The sequence below is a fragment of the Paraburkholderia sp. NMBU_R16 genome, assembly GCF_013282575.1.
Taxonomy (GTDB): Bacteria; Pseudomonadota; Gammaproteobacteria; order Burkholderiales; family Burkholderiaceae; genus Trinickia.
Window position 1 is genome coordinate 84129 of record NZ_JAAAYE010000018.1, and the last position, 23156, is coordinate 107284.

A 23156-nucleotide genomic window follows, 5' to 3' on the forward strand; every position below is an offset into this window, starting at 1 on the left:
TTCGATCACCGAACAAAACGCCATTTAACGAACAATAATCGACGCATGGTATGCGCGAGGCCGCAGCGGGTCAAGAAACGCGATCGCCCCGCCGCTTTCGCCGCTTGTCAGGTTCGCTCCGCGCCAGTGTGCGCAAAATCTCGGCGAACGTTTGTGCGAGCTCGCTCGTTGTGCCCGCGCTGCGGCGCACGATGCCCACTGGCTCTTCGGCCCCGGTCATCGGCAGCGGGAGCGCGACGAGCGAACCGCTTTGCAGGTCGTCGTGTGCGGCGCGCGCCGGCGTTACCCAAACCGCGTTCGAGCGCCGAGCGATGAGGCGAGCGACTGAAACCGACAGCGTTTCGATGGACTCGGGCGGCACACGCAGGGCGTGGGCGTCGAAGTAGGCATCGGTGTTCAGGCGCGGCACCGTTGTCTGTGGCGCGACGATGAGGGGATAGTCCAGCACGGCGGTCAGCGAAACGGTGCTTTGCTCGAGCAAGGGATGGCTCGGACGAACGGCCATCACGAGCGGTTCGGCATACAGAAACTCGAACGAGAGCCCTTGCATGGCTGAAGGTTCGGCCATGCGCCCGAGCACGAAGTCGAGCTCGCCGGCCTTCAGCGCGGAAAGCAACAGCGCATTCGTTCCGGTGCGCAACCGGATGCCCGCATGGGGGCGAGCCTCCTTGAATCGAATCAGTGCATCGGGCATGAGACCGCTGGCGACAGTCGGCAATGCGCCGATTTCGAGCGCGGCGGCCGATGGCATGGCCGAACTGCTCAGCGCGGCACCGGCCGAATCGAGCGCCTGACCGACGTCGAGCGCATAGCGCAGGAAGTGCTCCCCCGCCGGGGTCAACCGCGCTCCGTGGCGTCCTCGTTCGACGAGCTGAGCGCCCGCCAGTGTTTCGAGTTCCGCGAGCGTTTTGGAGATCGCGGGCTGGCTCAAATGGAGCCGCTCCGCCGCGCGGCCGAGATTGCGCTCCTGGGCAACGGCCAGAAAGCAATTGATGTGGCGAAAGCGAAGACGGTTTTCCATCACCTCAGGTTATGAAAAATCGCCGAACAAGTCAATTTACCTCACGTTTCGAGAAACATACATTAACGACTCGGGCACTGCGCGCGTTCACCGCGCGGCAGGGCCTGTGTCATTCGAAAGCATTTTGGGAGACGGTTCATGCAGACATCGGCGGCTGAGGACTTTGGCGCCTTTGGCGAGTTCGCCCAGCGCGACACGGCGCAGCACCCGCCGGCCTACGCACCTGGCTACAAGACGAGCATTTTGCGCTCGCCACGCAACGCGTTGATTTCGACGCAAAGCACGTTGTCGGAGACGACCGGACCGGTGTTCCGTGCCGACGAGCTGGGGCCGCTCGACAACGATCTCATCCTGAACTTCGCGAAGGAAGGGTTGCCCATTGGTGAGCGCATCGTCGTCCACGGCTTTGTGCGCGACGAGTTCGGGCGGCCGGTCAGGAATGCGCTGGTGGAGGTGTGGCAGGCCAACGCGGGCGGCCGTTATCGCCACAAGAACGACAAGTATCTCGCGCCGATCGATCCGAATTTCGGCGGCTGTGGGCGGATGCTGACCGATGCCGATGGCCACTATGTCTACCGGACGATCAAGCCGGGGCCGTACCCGTGGCGCAATCGCATCAACGATTGGCGTCCCTCGCATATCCACTATTCGCTGAGCGGCGATGGATGGGCACAGCGGCTGGTGACGCAGATGTACTTCGAGGGTGACCCGCTCATCGCCCAATGTCCCATCCTGAAGACGATCCCGAGCGAGGAGCAGATCCGGGGTCTCATTGCGGCGCTCGATCCGGCGAACCACATTCCGCTCGACAGCCGGTGCTACCGCTTCGACATCACGCTGCGCGGACGCCGCGCGACCTACTTCGAACAGTCTTTTCCGGGAGTGAAGTGATGGCGCTGACACCGTTTGCTCCGTTCCGTTTGAACGAAACCGCATCGCAGACCGGGGGGCCGTATGTGCATATCGGTCTTGCGCCGAAGCAGGCCGGTTTCGATATCTTCGAAAACAACTTCGGCAATGTGCTCGTCACGAGCGAGACACGCGGCGAGCGCATCGACATCGAAGGGCGTGTCTACGACGGCTCGGGATCGCTCGTGCGCGACGTGCTGATCGAAATCTGGCAAGCGAATGCGGCGGGGCGTTACGCTCATCCGGCAGACCGGCAGGACTTGCCGATCGATCCGTCGTTTCGCGGATGGGGACGCACGGGCGCCGATTTCGAAACCGGCGTGTATCGATTCGAGACGATCAAGCCCGGCGCGGTGGTCGGGCGCAACGGCACGCGGCAAGCGCCGCATATTCTCATGGTGTTGTTCGCGCGCGGCATCAATCTCGGTTTGCATACGCGGCTCTATTTCAGCGACGAAGCGGAGGCCAACCAGCGCGATCCGGTGCTCGGCGGCATTGAATGGGATGTGCGCCGCAAGACGCTCATCGCCGAGCGCAGCGAGCGCGACGGCAAAGCCGTCTATACCTTCGACATTCGCTTGCAGGACACGCCTGACGGTGGGCGCGAGACGGTGTTCTTCGACATTTGAGGTGGGTTGCTGGTGCGTGGGCGGTGAGTACCGGGTGCGTGCCGCCTCGATGATGTCACCGAAAAGCAAAAAGCCCAGTCGCGAAGACTGGGCTTTTTGCTTGAATCTTATGGTGCCGGAAAGAGGAATCGAACCCCCGACCTTCGCATTACGAATGCGCTGCTCTACCGTCTGAGCTATTCCGGCATCAGGAGAAACGCGATTATAGAGACATGTCGCGCCGGATAGCAAGCCCCCTACTTAACTTTTTTCTTCCCAATGGTAGCCCGTAACGCGCTCGACCTCGTTCTTCGAACCGAGGAACACCGCGATACGCTCGTGCAGGCTCTTCGGCTGTACATCGAGAATGCGCTCACGCCCGTTCGTTGCCGCGCCGCCGGCCTGCTCGACGATGAACGACATCGGATTCGCCTCGTACATGAGCCGCAGCTTGCCCGGTTTATCCGGGGTCCGCTTGTCCGCCGGGTACATGAAGATGCCGCCGCGATGCAAGATCCGATGCACATCGGCAACCATCGAGGCCACCCAGCGCATGTTGAAGTCGGCCCGACGCACGCCCGTCTTGCCGGCCAGCAGCTCGTCGACATATCGCTGTACCGGCGGATACCAGTGGCGAGCGTTCGAGGCGTTGATCGCGAATTCCCGCGTGTCTTCCGGGATGCGCAAGTTGGCATGCGTGAGCACCCACGAACCGAGTTCGCGGTCGAGCGTGAAGCCATTCACGCCATTGCCCGTCGTCAAGACGAGCATGGTTTGCGGTCCATAGACCGCGTAGCCTGCCGCGACCTGCTGCGTGCCGGGCTGAAGGAACGATTGCTCGGTCGCCAGTTGCCCGTCCGGGCAGCGCAGCACCGAAAAGATCGTACCGATCGATACGTTGACGTCGATGTTCGATGAACCGTCCAGCGGGTCGAATACGAGCAGATACTCGCCGCGCGGATAGTTGGCCGGAATCGGAAACAGCTTTTCCATTTCCTCGGACGCCATCGCGGCAAGGTTGCCGCCCCATTCGTTCGCGTCGAGGAGAATTTCGTTCGACAGGATGTCGAGCTTTTTCTGGACCTCGCCTTGAACGTTTTCGCTGCCCGCCGTACCGAGCGCTTCCCCCAAAGCCCCTTTGCTGACGTGATAGCTGATGAGCTTGCAAGCGCGCGCGACGACTTCGATCAAAAGACGCAAGTCGGCCGGCAGGTTGTTGGTTTCACGTTGTTGCTCGATCAGGTATTTCGTGAGGGTAGTGCGTCGTTGCAGAGACATTGCGGTACTCCGAAAGCCAGGGGATGCCGTGGATTTTACCCGCCGCGACGACGATGGCCGCGAGTTTTTGTAGGCGGGCGCACGATCGGCCGCTCCGCGTTCGGTCGCGAAGCGCCGCCAAACTGCGCTCCACGACGTCAGGCCAACGCTTTCTCGACGATCTCGCGTACGTCGCGTGACGAAGCCTTTTCAGCCACTTGCTGCAGCGCCTCGCGCATACGCTCGCGCAATGCCGGCGTGTAGCGACGCCAGAGTTCGAGTGAGCGTGCGAGGCGCGCGGCCACCTGCGGATTGAGCGCATCGAGCGCGACGACTTGTTCCGCCCAGAACGCGTATCCCGAGCCGTCGGCCGCATGGAACTGCGCGGGATTGCCCGAGCAGAAGCTGAAGATCAACGAACGCGCACGGTTCGGATTGCGCAAGGTGAACGCTGGATGACTCATGAGCTTGCGCACGATCTCGATCACGGGCCGCTTCTCGCTACCGCGCTGCGTGGCCTGCATCGAGAACCACTTGTCGATGACGAGCGGCTCGCGCTCGAACCTGCGATAGAAGTCTTCGAGCGCACGCTCCGCGATCGGCGTATTCGTCTGCGCACCGGCCGCGATGAGCGCGGCGAGCGCGGCCGCACGATCGGTCATGTTGTTGGCGGCGTCGTACTGCGCATTCGCGAGCCGCACGGCGTCGGACGGGTCGTCGAGCTCGGTGAGGTAGGCAAGCGCGAGATTCTTGAGGGCGCGATGGCCCGCGGCTTGTGCCGTGGGCTCGTACGGGCCCGGCGTCACATGATTTTCGTACAGGCTTACCCACTGGTCGCGCAGCGCCGTGGCGAGGCGCTTGCGCACGAATTGCCGCGCGCGGTGCACGGCCGACGGGTCGGACTCGGCCATCTGCTCTGCAAGGTACGACTCCGAGGGCAGCACGAGCGCGAGCTCGCGAAACGCGGGCGAGACTGTCTCGTCGGTCAGCACACGGGCGAATGCCGCGACAACGGAATCGTCGAGCGAAAGCGGCTCGTCGGCTGCCGCGCGCGCGGCCAACGCCAGAAGCTCGCGCGTGGCCAGGCGCTGGCCAGCTTCCCATCGATTGAATGGATCGCTGTCGTGCGCAAGCAAAAACGCCAATTCGTCATGGGTGTAGTCGTACTCGACGATCACCGGTGCCGAAAAGTTGCGCAGCAGCGAAGGCAAGGGCGCTTCGGCGACATCGACGAACGTGAACTGCGCTTCGTTCTCCGTGAACTCCAACACACGCGTCGTGCCGGCCGCAGCGGGCTCGCCTTCGCGACGCAGCGGCAGGTCGGCGCCGTTGCGGCCGATGAGACCCATCGCAAACGGAATCAGGAGCGGGCCTCGTTGTGTTTCGCGCGCAGCGGGTGCCGCGTCCGCATACCGTTGCGAAAGCGTGATCGTGAAGCGCTTGGTTTCGGCATCGTAGGCGGTCCGCACGCCGACACGCGGCGTGCCGGCCTGGCTGTACCATCGCTCGAATTGCGCCAGATCGCGCCCGTTCGCATCGGCCAGCGCATGGCGGAAATCGTCGCACGTGACGGCTTGCCCGTCATGCCGCTTGAAGTAGAGATCCATGCCGCGGCGAAAACCGCCGCGCCCGAAGAGCGTCTGATACATGCGCACGACCTCGGCGCCTTTCTCGTAGACGGTCATCGTATAGAAGTTGTTGATTTCGACGTAGCTCTCGGGGCGCACCGGGTGCGCCATGGGGCCCGCGTCTTCCGCGAATTGCATCTGCCGCAGCACGCGAACATCCTCGATGCGTTTGACCGCGCGCGCCGTTTCGTCGGTCGCGCCGCCTTGCATGTCGGCCGAGAACTCCTGATCGCGAAAGACGGTCAGCCCTTCCTTCAGGCTCAATTGGAACCAGTCGCGGCAGGTGACGCGATTGCCCGTCCAGTTATGGAAATACTCGTGACCGACCACGGCCTCGATGTTGGCAAAATCGGTATCGGTGGCGGTTTCGGGGTTGGCCAGCACATACTTCGTATTGAAGATGTTCAGGCCTTTGTTTTCCATCGCGCCCATGTTGAAATCGCTGACGGCGACGATCATGAAACGGTCGAGGTCGAGCTCGAGGCCGAAGCGCTCTTCGTCCCACCGAATCGCGTTGATGAGCGAATCCATCGCGTGGCGCGTCTTGTCGAGATCGTGCGGCTCGACCCAGACCTGCAGCAGTTTTTCCTTGCCGGAGCCGGTACGGATTCGCTCTTCGAGCGCGACGAGTTTGCCGGCGACGAGCGCGAAAAGGTAGCTCGGCTTCTTGAACGGGTCCTGCCATTTGGCGAAGTGGCGTCCGTCCGGCAAATCGCCCGTGTCGACGAGATTGCCGTTCGAGAGCAGAACCGGGTAGGCGGTTTTGTCCGCGCGCAGCGTCACCGTGTAGGTGGCCATGACGTCGGGGCGATCGAGGAAGTAGGTGATGCGCCGAAAGCCCTCGGCCTCGCATTGGGTAAAAAAGTTGCCGCTCGAGACGTAAAGGCCGGAGAGAGTCGTGTTCTCGGCCGGCTTGCATGCGCTCACGATCGTCAGCTCGAACGTGTCGGGTACGGCGTCGAGCACGAGGCCGTGCTCGTGGACGCGATGCTCCGCATGGGACGCGCCGTCGAGCGAGACCGAGAGGAGCTCCAACGCTTCGCCCATGAGTTCCAGGCGTGCAGCATGCGCGGCGCCGGGATTGCGTCGCACCCGCATCGTGTTCTTGACGATCGTGCGTTCGGCAACGAGATCGAACTCGAGCGCAACCGAGTCGATGAGAAAAGCCGGCGGCGTATAGTCGGCCCGGCGGATCACAGCGGAATTGGCGGTATCGGACATGGCGGATCGGGAAAATGGACCGTTTGGGCTCGCGCATCAGCGGCGAGGTCGTCATCCATTGTACAAAGCCGGCTGGCCCGGCGCTGCAGGCTCGGCGTATCATCGCTGCGAGGCCCGGGGCGTGAACAGGCCCTAGCAAAACAGAGGACGATATGAAGGCTAAGTGGCAACAGGTAAGACGTGCGGTCGCGCCGGTCTGCGCCGTGTCGGCTTTGACGTTGGCGGGGTGCACGAGCTATGTGACCTCGCAGGTCACGGCTTTTTCGGAATGGAGCGGTAGCGACGCAACGCGGACTTATTCGTTCGACCGGACCCCGGCGCAGCAAAACAGCCTCGAGCAAGCGACTTACGAGCAACTCGTTGCTTACGAACTCGATCGTTATGCGTTCCGGCGTGTGCCGCGTACCGAGGCCCACTATCTCGTGGGGCTCGGTTACAAGACCGATACTGGCGCGATGACTGTCACGCAGCCGGTCTACTATGGGAATCCCTGGCCGGGCCCGTTCTGGCGACCCATGGGCCCGTTTGGGCCCTTTGGCGCGTTCCCGCCGGATTACGTGAGCCAGACCTATCCGGTCTACACGCATACGCTGGCCGTGCGGATCACTGAACGCTCGACAGGCCGGGAAGTCTACAACGTCACGGCGCGAACCACGAACGATGAACTCTCGCTAGTGCAGGCCATGCCTTATCTTGCCCGCAGCGCGTTGGCCGATTTCCCGCTCGGCAACGGCGTCGTGCGCACGGTGCGCATACCCGTCGATTCGCATGGCGGTGCGGCATCGAACGAGGTGCCGGTCGCACCGGCGGCAACAGGCCGCGCGCCTGCTGCAGCATCCGCTCCGGCAGTGCAATAGCATCCTCGCGGTCACGGCCGCCTGCTTTCGCCGCGGCCGTCCCCGCCCGTCAAACCGTTCCGCGCACCAACCCGAGCACCCCGAGCACGATGAACAGGACGGCTGCGAGCACATGCACGGTGCGTGTCGGCAGACGATGAGCGAAGCGCTCGCCGAGCAGGATGGCCGGCACGTTGGCCAGCATCATGCCGAGGGTGGTGCCGGCCACCACGTCGATGAAGTCGTGAAATCGTGCCGCCAGCGCGACGGTCGCGATCTGCGTCTTGTCGCCCATTTCAGCCAGAAAGAACGTGACGAGTGTAGCGCCGAAGACGCCGAGCCGGCCGCGCGCGACGTTTGCCTCGTTTGCATCGAGCTTGTCGGGTATCAGCACCCAAATGCCCATGGCGATGAACGAGATCGTCAATGCCCAACGCATGACCGTCGGCGTGACGAGCGCGCCGAGCCAATTCCCGATTGCGCCGGCGCCCGCATGGTTGGCCAGCGTAGCGACGAGCACTCCGAGCATGATGGGAATGGGCTTGCGATAGCGGGCCGCAAGGACCAGGGAGAGCAATTGAGTCTTGTCGCCGATTTCAGCGAGCGCGACAGCGCCGGTCGAGATGAGAAAGGCTTGGTCCACGTTGTTGGTTCTTCCCGGGCCGAGATGTGTACGAGCGACGACCCGCGGCGACGCCGGGCCCATAAACGGCGCGCGTGCGGGTCATCGGTCTCGCCAGGCCCGAGGCTGCATCCGCCATGGCCGCAGGGCCAAGTCTGTTGACGGATGCCCCCGCCGCGCTCGGCATGACCGGCGAACCGGTGCGAAGCGGCGGGGCGGCTACTCCCCAATGAGGGGCGGATTCTAACACAGGCGCGGCGCTGGGCCCCGGAACCGATGGCCGGGGCGGCCCGCAGCCCTGTGTCGCGGCGGCGCTCAGTGATCGGCGACCGCACGTCGGCGGCGCGCATCGTCGTCGCGGCGATGTACACATCGGCCTGCCGCATAGGTCTCGAACACTGCGCGATCGTCGCCGAGCAAGGCGAACGCGAACAGTCGTTCCTCGAGCGACTCGGCTCGCTGCATGCGCCGCTCGAGCAGCGGTGTGGCCTGCGGATCGAGCACGATGAAATCGGCTTCGGTCTGCGGCGCCAGCGTGCCGATGGTCCGGTCCAGATCGAGGGCCTGCGCCGCGCCGGCCGTGGCGAGCCAGAACATGCGCGTCGCGCTGAGGTGATGTCCGCTCAGACGCGCGACTTTATGCGCTTCGTTCATCGTCCGCAGCATGGAGAAAGCGGTGCCTCCGCCCACATCGGTGCCGAGCGTCACGGCCATGCCATGCGCGCCCGCTTTGGCAATATCGAACAGACCGCTGCCGAGAAAGAGATTCGATGTCGGGCAATGCGAAGCGATGGCTCCACACTCGGCCATGCGATCGCGATCGCGATCGTCGAAATGGATGCAGTGCCCATAAATCGCGCGGCGGCGCAGCAGTCCATGGCGATCGTAGACATCGAGATAACTGCGATAGCCCGGGTAGAGCTCGGCCACCCACTTGATTTCGTCGACGTTCTCGGCGACGTGCGTCTGAACGAATACGTCCGGATGCGCTTGCGCGAGGGCGCCGCATGCTTGCAGCTGCTCGGGCGTCGATGTCGGCGCGAAACGCGGCGTGAGCGCGTAGAGCTGCCGGCCTTTGCCGTGCCAGCGCGCGATCAGCTCAGCGCTGTCGTCATAGCCCGATTGGGCGGTGTCGCGCAGGAATTCGGGGCAATTGCGGTCCATCAACACCTTGCCCGCGATCATGCGCAACTGCCGCGCTTCGCTCGCGGCGAAGAATGCATCGACCGATGCCTTGTGCACCGTGCAGTAGACGAGCGCGGTCGTCGTGCCGCAAGCGAGCAGTTCGTCGAGGAAAAAGTCCGCGGTTTCCCGCGCCAATGCCGCGTCGGCAAAACGCCGTTCCGTCGGGAACGTGTAGTGCTCGAGCCAGGGTAGAAGGCCGGACGCCGGTGAGGCGATCATGTCCGTCTGCGGGTAGTGCACGTGCGTATCGATGAAGCCCGGGACGATCAGCTTGCCGGTGAGGTCGCGCAACTGCGTGTCGGGCGTCAATTGGTCTGCGAGCGAAGCGTAGCTACCTGTTGCGACGACATGCCCCGCTTCGACGATGAGCAGTCCGTCGTCTTCGAAGCGGGCCGCATCGTCGGATTCGGCTGGATCGCCGGCAAAGCCGAGCAGCTTGGCGCGATAGGCGGTGCGTCCCACACCGTGCTTGTCGATTGGGCTCATGGTCGAAAATGGTCCTGTGCTGAAAAACGGCGCCGCATCGGTGCGGCGCGTACGCCTACGGCTTCCAATACGCGTCGAGCTTCGCAATGAATGCGTCGAGCTCGCGCGGCGTGACGAAGGCGGCTTCGAAGCTGTTGCGGATGAGCGTGTACACGTCTCGATCGGTCACACCGAGCGCCTCGACCGCTGCCAGGTAGTTCGCATTGACGTAGCCGCCGAAGTAGGCCGGATCGTCCGAGTTGATCGTGACGGCTACACCGCGATCGAGCAGTGCTTTCAACGTGTGCCGCTTCATGTCGTCGAATACGCGCAGCTTCAGATTCGATAGCGGGCAGACGGTCAGTGCAACGCGGGTATCGGCAAGCCGCGTCACGAGCGCGGGGTCTTCGATGCTGCGCACGCCGTGATCGATGCGATCGACCAACAGCAGATCGAGCGCTTCGTAAATGTACGAAGGCGGGCCTTCTTCGCCCGCATGCGCGACGAGCTTCAGCCCGCGCTCGCGTGCCTGCGCGAAAACGCGTTCGAATTTAGAGGGGGGATGGCCACGCTCCGACGAATCGAGACCGACGCCGATCAACCGGTGCGCGTAGGTATCGAAGAGCGGCAGCGCGGCCGAGTACGTGGCGAGCGCATCGTCTTCGGACAGATGTCGCAAGAAGCAGAGAATCAGTTTGCTGGACAAGCCGCGACGCTCGCCCTCGGCCAGCGCGCGTTCGATGCCCGCGACCACCGTTTCGATCGGCACGCCGCGCTCGGTATGCGTTTGCGGATCGAAGAAGATCTCGGTATGCACCACGCCATCGGCGAGTGCGCGTTCGACGTAGGCCGCGGTCATGTCGTAGAAGTCGTCTTCGTTGAGCAACACGCTCGCGCCGGCGTAGTAGATGTCGAGGAACGACTGCAGATCGGTGAACGCATAGGCCGCGCGCAGCGCTTCGATCGATGAGTAAGCGAGCGCAACGCCGTTGCGTTCGGCAAGCTTGAAGATCAGCTCGGGCTCGAGCGATCCTTCGATATGGATATGGAGCTCGGCCTTCGGCGCACCGGCGATTTTTTCAGCGAATGTCGGGGTCATGGTCGATCGATGAAGACAACGAGGAAGAGGGATGCGATGGTGCGGCGCGCGGGGCACGCCGCGTTCGCACGCTTTCGACGGCTTGCAGCAATTGGGCCGCTGCCGAAATCGCGATGGCCTCCGGCGATTTGTCGGCGATGCCGGCGACCCCGATCGGGCAGTGCATGCGCGCGATGAGAGCGGGGTCGATGCCGCGCGCAGCGAGCCGATGTTCGAATTGCCGGCGCTTCGTCAGCGAGCCGATCATGCCGAAAAACGCGAAGTCGCCGCGTCTGAGGATGCGCTCGGCCAGCGCAAGGTCGCGCGCGTGATTGTGCGTCATTACGATGAAATAGCTCGCGGCCTCGGCTTCATCGACAGCTTCGTCCGGCGCATCGTTCGCGTCGATCGTCACGTTCGGCAGATCTCGCGGCGAGACCGGAACGAGGTGCTGCTCGAATTGAGCATCGCGCTCGTCGACCCAGCGCACGCGGCACGGCAGCGTCGCGAGGATACGGACCAGCGCGGCGCCGACATGTCCGGCACCGAACAGCACCACGGGAAACTCGCGCGCCACGATCGTCTCGGTCAGCAGCGCGTTGCCTTCGTCGAACCCGGTGCCGTCCCAGAGCAGGCAGTCCGGCATCTCGCAGCCGGGTTGCGCATCGGAAAGCAGCACGCTGTCGGGCGATGGGCCGAACGACACGCTGCGCACACTCGCTTGTCCCGCCGCGAGGCGCTTGGCGAGCGTCGCCACCCAGCCGAGATCGCCTACGTCGAGGCGTTCGAACGCCAGCATGACTGCACCGCCACAGCATTGGCCGAGGCTCGGTCCGAGCGCAAGACGCTCGAGCCGGCGCATGTGCGGTACGCGCGTACCGTCGCGCAGGACCTCGCGGGCGATCTCGATCGCCCGCCATTCGAGGTGTCCGCCGCCGATCGTATGGCGCGCGGTGTCGCGTGTCACGATCATCTTCGTGCCGGCTTCGCGCGGGGCCGACCCCTCCACGCGAGCGACGGTGACGAGCACCACGGCGTCGCCATGTGCGAGCAGATGCTGAAGGTCAGACAACCATGTTTGCATGCGGAGGCGATCCTCTTCAGGCAGTGCTTGCGGTGCGACCCAACGCGGAGATGGCCGCGAGGATCGCTTCGGGCGTCGCCGGCGCGCGCAGCGGCGGGGCCGCGCGCACGTGCGGGACGGCCGCGGCGACGGCGTCGCGGATGGCCAGAAAAACCGAGAAGGCGAGCAACAGTGGCGGCTCGCCGACGGCCTTCGAACGGAATACGGTCGGCTCCAGGTTTTCGTTCCGGTAAAGGGCGACGTTAAACGCGGCCGGCGTATCGCTGATCGCTGGTATTTTGTAGGTCGACGGGGCGTGCGTCATGAGCCGCCCATCGGCGTTCCACCAGAGTTCTTCGGTCGTCAGCCAGCCCATGCCCTGGATGAATCCCCCTTCGACCTGCCCGATATCGATCGCCGGGTTGATCGATCGGCCCGCATCGTGCAGCAAGTCGGCACGCAGGAGCTTCCATTCGCCCGTCAGCGTATCGACGACCACTTCCGATACCGCGGCACCGTACGCAAAGTAGTAGAACGGGTGCCCCGTCAGCGTCTTCGCATCCCAATGCACTTTCGGCGTGGCGTAAAAACCATCCGACCAAAGTTGCACGCGGGCGAGGTAGGCCTCGTTCACCAACTGCGCGAATGGCAACGATGCACCATCGAGCGATACGCATCCGTTGGCGAAGATCGCATCGCTCGGCTGGCCGCCGAGCAGACGCGCAGCCATTTCGGCCAAGCGCGCGCGGAGGGTTTCCGCAGCCGCTTCGGCGGCCTTGCCGTTCAGGTCGCTGCCGGTCGAAGCTGCCGTGGCGGATGTATTGGCGACTTTCGATGTGTCCGTCGCCGTCACACGCACCTGCTCGAGCGGCAGCCCCAACACATGCGCGACGACTTGCGCCACTTTCGTATTGAGGCCCTGGCCCATCTCGGTGCCGCCGTGATTGACGAGTACGGAGCCGTCCCGATAGATATGCATGAGTGCGCCGGCCTGATTGAGGAACGGCACGTTGAACGAGATACCGAACTTGACCGGCGTGATCGCGATGCCGCGTTTGAGCACGGGGCTCGCTTCGTTGAATGCCGCGAGTGCCGCGCGGCGCGCGCGATAGTCGCTCGATTCGAGCAGTTGCGCGGTCAGCGGAGCAAGGATGTTGTCGTCGACGCGTTGGCCGTAAGGCGTGACGTCGCGCTCGCCGATGCCATAGAAATTGGCCACACGGACATCGAGCGGGTCCCGCCCAAGCGCGCGCGCGATATCGTCGATCATGACTTCGGTCACGAGCGCGCCTTGCGGACCGCCGAAGCCGCGAAACGCGGTATTCGATTGCGTGTTCGTCTTGCAGGCCAGCGCCGCGATTTCGACATCGGATAAATAGTACGCGTTATCGACGTGGCAGACCGCGCGCGTGGCGACGGCTCCCGAGAGGTCCGCCGAATAGCCTGCACGCAATGCAATTTCGACGCGCGCGCCCGCGATGCGGCCTTCGCTATCGAAGCCAACTTCGTATCGGTAGACCGCGTCGTGGCGCTTGCCCGTGATCAGAAAATCGTCGTCGCGGTCTGCACGTAGTTTGACGGGCCGTTTGAGTTTGGAAGCGGCGAGCGCGGCAATACAGGCGAACACGGCCGACTGCGACTCCTTTCCGCCAAAGCCTCCGCCCATGCGCCGGCATTCGCACAGCACGCGATGCGCGGGCCAGCCGAGCATATGGGCGACGACCTGCTGCATCTCGCTCGGGTGCTGCGTCGAGCTATAGACGAGCATACCGGCGCCTTCCTTTGGAACGGCATAGGCGATTTGTCCTTCGAGATAGAACTGTTCCTGTCCGCCGACCTCGAACTCGCCTGTCAACCGGTGCGGCGCGGCGGCAATCCTGGCCGCGGGATCGCCTCGCACGAGATGCAGCGGCGGCAGCACGTACTGCTGGCGCTCGTGGGCCGCTCGCGCGGTCAGCACGGCCTCCAGCGGTTCGTAGCGCACGACGTCGCCGCTTTTGGCGAGTGCCGCGGCTTGCCGCGCGAGGTCGCGGCTCGTTGCGACTACGGCAAAAACGGGTTGCCCAAGGTAGGAGACGGTGCCCTCGGCAAGGATCGGATCGTCGTGAAGCACTGGGCCACAGTTGTTCTCGCCGGGAATATCGGCCGCCGTCAACACCGCGACCACGCCCGGGGCAGCCCTCACGGCTTCGAGATCGAGCGAGACGATGCGCGCATGCGCGTGGCGCGATAGGCCGAGCGCGACATGGAGCGTGCCGGCGAACTCGGGCAGATCGTCGGTGTAGGCGGCTTCGCCGCTCACATGCAGTTCGGCCGATTCGTGCGGGCGCGCCACGCCGATCGCAGCGCCCGACTGGGAAGTTGCTCCCATCCGTTCGGCGGATGCTTCGGTCATCAGATTCATCGCATCTCCTCGGCCGCTGCGGCGGTAGGCTCGAACGAGAACGCTTCGACCTGGCTTGCTGCCAACGGCGCCTCGTCGCGCGTTTCCAGATGAAAGCGCCACAGCAGATTACGGGCGACGGTCATACGATAGGTATTCGATGCGCGCATGTCGGTGAGCGGCATGAAGTCCTGTTCGAGCGCATTCATGGCGCGTTGCGCGCTCGCCTCGTTCCACGCCTCGCCGGCGAGCGCGGCTTCGGCAGCGGCCGCGCGCTGTGGCGTGGCGGCCATGCCGCCGAAGGCGATACGCGCGGAGACGATTTGTCCGTTGTCGATTTCGAGTGCGAATGCGCCGCATACCGCCGAGATATCCTGATCGTAGCGCTTCGACACCTTATACGTACGAAATCGCAGCTGTGCGCGCGCGAGCGGTACACGAACGGCGGCGAGGAATTCGCCCGGCTCGAGTGCTGTCTTCTGATAGCCTAGATAGAACGCGTCGAGCGGCAGCATGCGGGAAGCCTTGTCCCGCCGCAATACGACCTGCGCGCCGAGCGCGATCAAAGCCGGCATGGAATCGCCGATGGGCGAGCCGTTCGCGACGTTGCCGCCGAGCGTGCCCGCATTGCGTATCGGCAGCGAGGCGAAGCGCCGCGCCAGCTCGGCGAGCGCCGGGTACTCGCCGACGAGCGCGGCGTAGGCGTCCTCGAGCGAGGCCGCCGCGCCGATGGTGAGCTTCGATGCGTCGCGCTCGATGCGCTTCAATTCCTCGACGTTGCCGATATAGAGCAGATCGCCGAGGCGGCGCATTTGCTTCGTCACCCAGAGCCCGACGTCCGTGCTGCCGGCGAGCACGCGCGCCTCCGGGTGCGCCGCGCGCAGGGCGGCGAAGGCATCGAGCGTCACCGGCGCGCGAAATGTCGTCGTGCCGGAGTCTGCGGTGTGCGTTTCGCGGCTCGCGTATTCGAACGTTTCGTCGCGGCGCAATGCGCGCAGCGCCGCGATGACGGGCGCGCGATCGAGCGCGGTGCGCGCATGGCGCCCGCCGTCGAACATGGCCTGTGCAGCCTCGACGATCGGCCGATACCCAGTACAGCGGCAAAGATTGCCGGACAGCGCCGTCGCGATTTCATCGCGCGAGGGTGCCTGGCTTCGTCCTTGCCGGTTTTCGTAGAGCGCCCACATCGACATGGCAAAGCCCGGCGTACAAAAACCGCATTGCGATGCATGGCAATCGACGAGCGCGCGCTGCACGGGATGCAGCGTGCCATCGGGGCTGCGCAGGTCTTCGACCGTGAACAGGGCGCGCGAGTCGAGCGTGGGCAGGAATTGAATGCAGGCGTTGACGGCCTTGAGCGCGAGCGCGCCCTGGGCGTCGAGTTCGCCGACGACCACCGTGCACGCGCCGCAGTCGCCCTCGGCGCACCCCTCCTTGGTGCCCGTGCAATGGAGGTCTTCGCGCAGGTGCTGAAGCACGGTGCGGGTGGACGGGGCGTCGTGCACTTCGTGAATCGCGCCGCGGTAGTAAAAGCGGATGGGATGCGTGGTCATGGCCGAATCCTGAAGTTGCGGATCAGGCGCGCGTTACGCTTCGTACCGGCAACGGCCGGCTCGCGCACGTGGATCGCCATCCAGAGCACAAGATAGCACCGCAATATGCGGCGAAGATCGTCCGGCGCTGATGGTCGCTATCAGCGCCAGCATAATTGCGGTTCTACGATGCGCGGCATGCATCGAAGTTGCAAGCCATCGCCATGTTGCACCGCGAAGACGGCGCGGGGGCGCGAGCCGGCCACGTGCGTCAGCGCGCTCAGCGCTCAAACCGCGTGCAGGCGACCCTTGGCGCGCCGACGCCAGAGACTGGCGGCGACGGCGACGAACGTCAGCGCGAAGGCGACGAGTGCCCAGCCGGGCAGCAGAAGGCCCAGGATGGGCGGGTACACCGTTTCGCACAGGCCCGCGACCTTGAACACGCTTGGCAGCCAATGCGCGGGCGGGAGGGCGTCGACGACGGGCTGCAGCGCATCGAATCCGCAGCTGAAGCCGGGATGGAGCTGAATGAAGAGGTGACGCGCGGCGGTGCCTGTGCCCGCCAGGGCGACGACCGCAATCAGCGTTTCGAACACGCGAACGCCTTGCCAGCCGCCGCGCGTTGCGCCGGCGAACGCCAGAATGGCGATCAGGATGAAGAAATAGCGCTGAATGATGCACAGCGGGCAGGGATCTTCGCCCTTCGCGAACTGTAGATAAAGCGCACCGCCGACGAGGCTCAGCGAGACGAGACCGAGCAGCACGAGCAGGCGGCGTTCGCGGCGCAGGGACAGGGGATCGTTCATGAAGCGTGGGCTCCGAGGGGCAAATCGCTGCATTTTAGTGTGATTTGCCCCAGCCAGTGGCATCGGGCGTGCGCGACGACCCGCAGGCCGTGAACCGGGTCAGCGAATCGAGTCGAGCACGCGTTCGACCGCGAGCGCCACGCCGAGGAGCGCGTCGTCGCGATGCGGTCCCGCGGCGAGCATCAGCCCCACGGGGGCGTCCCCGCGTGCGTGGCACGGCAGCGAAACGGCGCAGGCGTCCAGCACGTTGAACGTGCTCGGGTTGCGCAGTACGAGCGCGTTGATGCGCGCATACGTTGCATCGTCGCGATCGCAGTCCGCGACACGGGGCGGCGGAATGGGCACGGTCGGCGCGACGATCGCATCGAAGTGCTGCCAAAGGGTTTCTTCCGCGGCTTTCATCAGCGCTGCGCGCTCGGCGATCAGATCGAGGTAATCCGTCGCCCGTGCGCTTTCCCCTTTGAGGATCCGCGCGAGCACGCGCGGATCGTAGCGCTCGCGCTGCCGGGCGATGTGCCCGCGATGCCAGGCATAGGCCTCCATCGCCGAAAAGCCGAAACGGTTGATCTCGGGCAGGCGGTCGAGCGGTGCGAAATGGACGTCGGAGAGGATCGCGCCGGCCGCTTCGAGGTGCTTGAGCGCTGTGTCGAGCGCTCGAGCGACGCTCGGCTCGACATCCTCGGTGACGTAGTGGGTCAGCACGCCGAGACGCACGCCTTCGAGCGGGCGCCGGGCGGGCACGCGCGGCTCGAGACCGGCGAGGATGCGGTCGACGAGCGCACAGCAGGCCACGGATACGCCGATCGGCCCGAACGAATCGAGCGTGGTGGATAACGGCACGGCACCTTCGCGCGGAATACGGCTTGCGGTCGGCTTGAACCCGGTCAGACCGCAAAATGCGGCCGGGATGCGGATGGACCCCCCGGTGTCCGTGCTGAGCGCGACGGCGGCCATGCCGTCGGCGACCGACGCCGCTGCGCCCGACGACGAGCCGCCCGCGATGCGGGCCTCGCCCGGTTCGCCCCGACGGTACGGCGAAAGCGGCGTGCCGTAGTGGGGATTGAGACCCAAGCCCGAAAACGCGAATTCGGACATGTTCGTGCGGCCGATGAGCACGGCGCCGGCGTTGCGCAGACGCGCCACGACGGGAGCGTCGGCTCGAGCCGGCGGCGCGTCGGCCAACACGCGAGAGCTCGCGCGCGTGACCTGGCCCTTAACGTCGAACAAATCCTTGATCGATACCGGGATGCCGGCGAGCGGGGACAGTACGGTGCCAGCGGCCCGCAGGCGGTCGTGCGCGTCCGCGGCGGCCCGTGCCGCATCGGCATCCGCCTGCACGAAGACGGTCGAGCCTTGGCCCGCCGGATCGCCAATGCGCTCGAGCGCGGTTTCGACGAGTACGCGGCTCGTCGTTTTACCGGTTGAAAGTTCGTCGGCGAGGCGCGCGAGCGGAGGGAAGGGAGCGAATTCAGTGGCCATGGGTTGACGGTGTCGAGTCGGATCGGGCAGATCGCACAGCATGCTGCAGGCATTGTAGCCGTGGCATGCGGCATGCGCAGGCAGGCGAGCCTGAGCGAAACGACCGTGCGGCACGGCGGGCGTCGCGGGGCCGCCAGCCCGCATCGATCCGCCACGATTGCCGCGGCTTTGCGCGGTGGCGGATAATGGGCGCTCTTTCATCGCTGTGCGTGCGACGCGCGCCCCTGTCCCATCGTCATGAGCGAAAAAACGCCACCGAACGCCGGCCACGCTGGTCCGGACACTTCAGTCCACTCCTCCAGCGATTCTTTTGCCGCCCCGCACACGTCCGAGCCGTCGGGCACGACGGCCGCAGCGGCGTCCCCGGGCGGACCGGACGCACCGGCCCCGGCCCCGGCCGGCGGCGCGGGAGCGAGCGGCACCGCTGCCGAGGCAGCGGCGCGTGCATCGACCGATACGCCCGGAAGTGCTTCGACGGTGGCTGTTACACCCGAAACGGCGCCTCCGCAATCGGGCGCGGCGGTCGAAGCCGCCGAAGCGCGGGCGTCGGCGGCGCGCGAGACGTCGGCACAGGAGAGCGCCGCGCACGAGGCTGAACGATCGTCGGCACCGGGGGCGCCGCCGCCGGGATTCGGTGCGCCGCCCGACTTCGACGTCCCACGCCCGCCGCCCCCGGGCGCCGCCGGGACTGTGTCCAGACCTGCCTATCTGAAGTACAACGACTCGGCGTGGACCGTCTTCGGCCGGACCATCGCGGCGCGCGCGCGACTCTTTTTCGACCGGGCAGGGCAGCGGATCACCCAACGCACGCTGCGCATCGGCGTATCGGCGCGCATCTTTCACCCCGAGCCCGGGGCGATCGGATTGCGCGGCAAGACGCTGCAATATCTCGAGGAATCGGTGGCCCACTGGGTGATGTCGCGCGACGTGATGGTCTTCATGATTCCGACGGTCGGCCATCAAGGCATGCTGCATCCGAGCAACATCCGCCTGCGCGATTACGCCAAGCATCTCGACGGCCTGTTGCTGCAGGGCGGCGCCGATGTCTCGCCGCAGACGTATGCCGCCACGGAAACATTGGCCGAATGGCCGGGCGATCGCGTGCGCGACATGTACGAGCTCGAGCTGCTGCACGAATTCATCGAATCGGGCAAGCCGGTGCTCGGAATTTGCCGCGGGTGCCAACTCATCAACGTCGCGTTCGGCGGCACGCTCTATCAGGACATCGCGACCGAAGTGCCGACGGCGGGCGTCCACGTCAACGAGCGTTACGATCAGCATCGGCACTCGGTTCGGTTCCCGGATGGCTCGACCCTCGTCAATATGTTCCCGGGGCGCCGCGAGGCGCTGGTCAATTCGATCCACCATCAGGCCGTGAAGACGCTGGGCCGCGACTTGAACGTCGAGGCGGTATCGGCCGGGGACGGCCTGATCGAGGCGGTGCGCTATCGGCGGGCGCCGTTCGTGATGGGCGTGCAATGGCACCCCGAATTCCATCGCGCGGGCGGCCCGGAGCTGCTCGACTGCACGCCGTTGCTCGACAGCTTTTTGCGCGCGGCGCGCGAGACGCGTCTGTGAACCGCGTACGGTGCCGCAACGGCGACAAAGGTGTTGACACGATTCAGCAGGTTATACATAATCTCGCTTCTCCGGTGACAAGCCTTTGAGCGCGATGCAATGCGCTGAGCCAGGCGAGTCGATCGTCAGCCGGAGGCGCACTGCGGGAGTAGCTCAGTTGGTAGAGCGCAACCTTGCCAAGGTTGAGGTCGCGAGTTCGAGACTCGTCTCCCGCTCCAGTTTGCGAAGATGTTGCGGTACGCAGTGGCTTGCGGGGCAGCGTCGAGTATGTCGGTCAAAGCGGGAGTAGCTCAGTTGGTAGAGCGCAACCTTGCCAAGGTTGAGGTCGCGAGTTCGAGACTCGTCTCCCGCTCCAGGTGGACAGGGAAGCTGAGCTTCCCTTTTTGTTTAGATCGCTCGCGATTCGTTGCGCCACGCTCAAGGGTGGCGACGGTTCGGAGAAATCGCTCAAGGCGCGATAGCAAAGCGGTTATGCAGCGGCCTGCAAAGCCGTGTAGGCCGGTTCGACTCCGGCTCGCGCCTCCAAATTCGAAGCCCTGACGGTCTGCCCGTCGGGGCTTTTTTGTTGGCAATTCCGCAGCATCTCCCTAATTCCTTCCATCGCGCTTTACGCAGACAAAAGCGGCTGGATCGCATATCCATTTTGTTTTTTTAATCTATTTTTTCGGCGCCGCCGCGGCAATAATCCGTCCTCGCACGGCGTGGTTCCGCTTGCATTAGCGCCGAGCGCCGTTGGAGGCGTGGAAAAAGCGGTTCTTCTGTCGCGGATTATTCGCGATTATTTTCTCCGTAAGATGGGTCGTCGAACAGGCGCATGTCCCACGAGGCAAGCGCCCCTGCCCGACCACTCGAACGGATTGCGGATATGTGCGGAATTGCGGGCTTTTGGACCCGAACGGCGTCCGAGCACGAGACGGCCCAAGCAATACTTTCCCGGATGACGGATAGCGTCGCGCATCGCGGCCCCGACGATGCCGGTGCCTGGTTCGATCCGGCCGCCGGCCTCGCGCTCGGTCATCGCCGGTTGTCGATCGTCGATCTGTCGGAGCATGGGCGGCAGCCGATGGTCTCGGAATGTGGCCGTTACGTCATGACGTTCAACGGCGAAATCTATAACTGCCTGGCGTTGCGCCGCGACCTCGAGGCCGAGGGGCGCGCGCCTGCCTGGCGCGGGCACTCCGATACCGAAATTCTGCTGGCGGCCTTCGTTGCCTGGGGTGTCGACCGGACGCTCGAACGGGCGGTCGGCATGTTCGCGCTTGCGCTGTGGAATCGTCAATCGCGCGTGCTTACGCTGGCCCGTGACCGCATCGGCGAAAAGCCGCTTTATTACGCGAGAGTCGGCGACGGCATCGTGTTCGCCTCCGAGCTCAAGGCGCTACGCACTTATCCCGGCTTCGACGCCCGCGCGATCGATCGCAATGCGCTTTGCCTCTATTTGCGTTACGCATGCGTGCCGGCGCCGCACACGATCTACGAGAATGTGCGCAAGCTGCCGGCCGGCAGCTATGTTCAGCTCGAATTTCCGGAGGTCTGGCCCGCGCCGCGGCGCTACTGGACGCTCGAACAGGTAATCGGCCGAGGCCGGGCCTATCCGTTCGAGGGCAGTGCCGAAGCCGCCGTCGACGAGCTCGATCGATTGTTGCGCGACGCGGTGCATGGCCAGATGATGGCGGATGCGCCGCTCGGAGCGTTCCTGTCGGGCGGGGTCGATTCATCGGCCATCGTTGCGCTGATGCAGGCGCAATCCGCCAAGCCGGTGCGCACATTTACGGTCGGCTTCGACGATGCGACCTACGACGAAGCCGTTCACGCGAAGGCGGTTGCACGTCATCTCGGCACGGAGCACACCGAGATCGTCGTGACGGCTGCCCGAGCGTTGGAGCTCGTGCCCAAGTTGCCGACGATATACGACGAACCGTTTGCGGATGCCTCGCAGATTCCTACTTACGTCGTGGCGCAGACCACGCGCGAGCATGTGAAGGTTGCGCTCTCGGGCGACGGGGGCGACGAACTGTTCGGCGGGTACACGCGTTATTTCCTGACACCGCGCCTCTGGAGCCGCTTGCGGCGCGTGCCGTCCGGCATGCGCAAACGGATCGCATCGGCGCTTTATTCACTTCGGCCCGACCATGCGGATCAGTTCGCGGCCCTTTTTCAGGGCGCCTGGTCCCCCGGTGCGCGAGACGGGACGCGCATCGGTGAGCGTCTGCACAAGCTCGCGAACGTGATGGGCGCACAAAGCAGGACCGATCTTTATCGGCTTCTGTTGTCGTCGGTTCATCATCCCGAACGCCTTGCCCTCTCGGGCCGCGAGCTGCCGACGCGTGTCGATACGCCCGAGGCGTGGTCCGTCGATCTGGAATTTGCCGAGCAGGTGATGGCGGTCGATGCGCTCACTTATCTACCCGATGACATTCTGGCCAAAGTGGATCGTGCGGCAATGGCAGTGAGCCTCGAAACGCGCATGCCGTTTCTCGACCATCGCGTCGTTGGGTTCGTCTGGAGCCTTCCGCTTTCGCTGCGGATTCCCGAGGACAAGCCGAAATGGCTGCTGCGCCAGTTGTTGTACCGCTACGTGCCGCGCGAGATCATCGATCGGCCGAAGCAGGGTTTCTGCGCGCCTGTGGGCGAATGGCTGCGCGGATCGTTGCGCGACTGGGCGCAGGCGCTGCTCGATCCGGCGCGATTGCGCGACGAGGGATTTCTCGATGCGACGCGTGTCGACCGGATGTGGCAGCAGCATTTGAGTGGGCGCATGAATTGGCAGCATCCGCTATGGACGGTGCTGATGTTTCAGGCGTGGCTCGAGGCGCAGAAGAATGGGTGAAAAGGCATGCCTCTTTTGAATTCCGAGTGGGTGATGTTAGCGGGTCAAGGGCGGGCGTAAGCCCGGCGCAGCGAACCCTTGAGGCGCTCTGAATCGACAAGCTGAGGTATGGCTGGTTGCGGCAGAATGCGGCAACCAGCCATACGAGACGAAGCGAACATGACGAATCAACTCTTTGAAGCCGCCCTGGGAATCAAGGCCCCGTGGTACGTGCAAGGCGTCGACTTTGATACGGCCAAACGGCAACTCACGATTGCGGTGGACTTTGTCGCCGGCAGCCGCTTCGCTTATCCCGGCGTCACCGGCGAACACCCGGTGCATGACACGCAAATCAAGCGGTTGCGGCACCTGAATTTCTTTCAGCACGAGTGCTACCTGGAAGTGCGCTTGCCTCGAGTGCGCTTGCCCGATGGAGCGGTGCGGCTGGTGGAGCCCGATTGGGTCGGCCAACTCGACGGCTTCACATTGCTGTTCGAGGCGCTGGTGCTGATGCTGGCGCAGCAGATGCCGTTTGCCGCCGTGGCACGCATTGTCAATTTGTCGTGGCACCGAGTGCATGCCATCTGCTCGCGCTATGTGGAACTCGCGCTTGCCTCGGCGGACCTGTCGGCCGTGACGACGGTGGCGATTGACGAAACTTCGTACCGACGCGGCC

The 23156-nt window shown here is 64.6% G+C and carries 17 protein-coding genes, 4 tRNA genes and 1 riboswitch; of the genes, 9 read left to right on the top strand and 12 right to left on the bottom strand.

Annotated elements, in window-relative coordinates; genetic code table 11:
* Nucleotides 1-70: 70 nt before the first annotated feature.
* Nucleotides 71-1021, bottom strand: coding sequence for a pca operon transcription factor PcaQ (gene pcaQ, locus GWC77_RS11830; protein WP_173257093.1), 951 nt, complete (start codon nucleotides 1019-1021; stop codon nucleotides 71-73).
* 138 nt (nucleotides 1022-1159) lie between these two features.
* On the opposite strand from pcaQ, the gene pcaH reads away from it, so the two are divergent.
* Together pcaH and pcaG are read left to right on the top strand one after the other, a co-directional pair.
* Nucleotides 1160-1912 carry a protocatechuate 3,4-dioxygenase subunit beta gene (gene pcaH / locus GWC77_RS11835; RefSeq protein ID WP_173257094.1) on the top strand — a complete coding sequence of 251 codons (753 nt, stop codon included), beginning with the start codon at nucleotides 1160-1162 and terminating at the stop codon, nucleotides 1910-1912.
* Nucleotides 1912-2559 carry a protocatechuate 3,4-dioxygenase subunit alpha gene (pcaG, locus tag GWC77_RS11840; protein ID WP_173257095.1) on the top strand — a complete coding sequence of 216 codons (648 nt, stop codon included), beginning with the start codon at nucleotides 1912-1914 and terminating at the stop codon, nucleotides 2557-2559. The genes pcaH and pcaG overlap by 1 nt, the downstream gene beginning before the upstream one ends.
* Before the next feature lie 110 nt (nucleotides 2560-2669).
* Here the strand turns inward: pcaG and GWC77_RS11845 are convergent.
* The 3 genes from GWC77_RS11845 to pepN all read right to left on the bottom strand — a co-directional run bounded on the left by GWC77_RS11845 (nucleotide 2670) and on the right by pepN (nucleotide 6644).
* Nucleotides 2670-2745: transfer RNA gene (locus tag GWC77_RS11845), tRNA-Thr, on the bottom strand.
* A gap of 54 nt (nucleotides 2746-2799) precedes the next feature.
* Nucleotides 2800-3816 (bottom strand): class 1 fructose-bisphosphatase, encoded by a 1017-nt coding sequence (locus GWC77_RS11850; RefSeq protein ID WP_173257096.1) that lies wholly within the window; start codon nucleotides 3814-3816, stop codon nucleotides 2800-2802.
* 137 nt (nucleotides 3817-3953) lie between these two features.
* Entirely contained in the window at nucleotides 3954-6644 is a 2691-nt protein-coding gene (gene pepN / locus GWC77_RS11855; RefSeq protein WP_173257097.1) for an aminopeptidase N, read from the bottom strand.
* 152 nt (nucleotides 6645-6796) lie between these two features.
* Here pepN and GWC77_RS11860 point away from each other — a divergent pair, with 152 nt between their 5' ends.
* A complete protein-coding gene (locus tag GWC77_RS11860; RefSeq protein WP_173257098.1) occupies nucleotides 6797-7501 on the top strand; it encodes a DUF4136 domain-containing protein in 705 nt (234 codons plus the stop codon).
* Between the two features lie 49 nt (nucleotides 7502-7550).
* On the opposite strand, the gene GWC77_RS11865 is transcribed toward GWC77_RS11860, so the two are convergent.
* From GWC77_RS11865 to GWC77_RS11900, 8 genes are all read right to left on the bottom strand, one after another.
* A complete protein-coding gene (locus tag GWC77_RS11865; protein WP_367949037.1) occupies nucleotides 7551-8123 on the bottom strand; it encodes a TMEM165/GDT1 family protein in 573 nt (190 codons plus the stop codon).
* 95 nt (nucleotides 8124-8218) lie between these two features.
* Nucleotides 8219-8342: riboswitch (yybP-ykoY riboswitch) on the bottom strand.
* A gap of 75 nt (nucleotides 8343-8417) precedes the next feature.
* Nucleotides 8418-9749, bottom strand: a complete 1332-nt coding sequence (gene guaD, locus GWC77_RS11870) for a guanine deaminase (protein WP_173257112.1) — start codon at nucleotides 9747-9749, stop codon at nucleotides 8418-8420.
* Between the two features lie 79 nt (nucleotides 9750-9828).
* On the bottom strand, nucleotides 9829-10851 hold the full coding sequence (locus GWC77_RS11875; protein ID WP_173257100.1) for an adenosine deaminase: 1023 nt from the start codon (nucleotides 10849-10851) through the stop codon (nucleotides 9829-9831).
* Nucleotides 10832-11914, bottom strand: a complete 1083-nt coding sequence (gene xdhC / locus GWC77_RS11880) for a xanthine dehydrogenase accessory protein XdhC (RefSeq protein ID WP_173257101.1) — start codon at nucleotides 11912-11914, stop codon at nucleotides 10832-10834. Before xdhC ends, GWC77_RS11875 begins: the two co-directional genes overlap by 20 nt.
* A 16-nt stretch (nucleotides 11915-11930) precedes the next feature.
* Nucleotides 11931-14297 (bottom strand): xanthine dehydrogenase molybdopterin binding subunit, encoded by a 2367-nt coding sequence (gene xdhB / locus GWC77_RS11885; RefSeq protein WP_173257102.1) that lies wholly within the window; start codon nucleotides 14295-14297, stop codon nucleotides 11931-11933.
* Nucleotides 14294-15829, bottom strand: a complete 1536-nt coding sequence (gene xdhA, locus GWC77_RS11890; protein WP_173257103.1) for a xanthine dehydrogenase small subunit — start codon at nucleotides 15827-15829, stop codon at nucleotides 14294-14296. Before xdhA ends, xdhB begins: the two co-directional genes overlap by 4 nt.
* Before the next feature lie 266 nt (nucleotides 15830-16095).
* Nucleotides 16096-16614, bottom strand: coding sequence for a disulfide bond formation protein B (locus GWC77_RS11895; protein ID WP_173257104.1), 519 nt, complete (start codon nucleotides 16612-16614; stop codon nucleotides 16096-16098).
* A 99-nt stretch (nucleotides 16615-16713) separates the two neighbouring features.
* Complete coding sequence (locus GWC77_RS11900; RefSeq protein ID WP_173257113.1) at nucleotides 16714-18093, bottom strand: amidase; 1380 nt, start codon at nucleotides 18091-18093, stop codon at nucleotides 16714-16716.
* A gap of 237 nt (nucleotides 18094-18330) precedes the next feature.
* Here GWC77_RS11900 and GWC77_RS11905 point away from each other — a divergent pair, with 237 nt between their 5' ends.
* From GWC77_RS11905 to GWC77_RS11930, 6 genes are all read left to right on the top strand, one after another.
* Nucleotides 18331-19671 (top strand): gamma-glutamyl-gamma-aminobutyrate hydrolase family protein, encoded by a 1341-nt coding sequence (locus tag GWC77_RS11905; protein WP_173257105.1) that lies wholly within the window; start codon nucleotides 18331-18333, stop codon nucleotides 19669-19671.
* 142 nt (nucleotides 19672-19813) lie between these two features.
* Nucleotides 19814-19889, top strand: a tRNA-Gly gene (locus GWC77_RS11910).
* A gap of 61 nt (nucleotides 19890-19950) precedes the next feature.
* Nucleotides 19951-20026: transfer RNA gene (locus tag GWC77_RS11915), tRNA-Gly, on the top strand.
* 96 nt (nucleotides 20027-20122) lie between these two features.
* A tRNA-Cys gene (locus GWC77_RS11920) sits at nucleotides 20123-20196 on the top strand.
* Between the two features lie 340 nt (nucleotides 20197-20536).
* Nucleotides 20537-22501: an asparagine synthase (glutamine-hydrolyzing) gene (gene asnB, locus GWC77_RS11925; RefSeq protein ID WP_173257106.1), complete on the top strand. Its 1965-nt coding sequence runs from the start codon at nucleotides 20537-20539 to the stop codon at nucleotides 22499-22501.
* A 159-nt stretch (nucleotides 22502-22660) separates the two neighbouring features.
* Nucleotides 22661-23156 (top strand): transposase family protein (locus GWC77_RS11930; protein ID WP_173257107.1); only part of this gene is annotated, 496 nt, incomplete at its 3' end.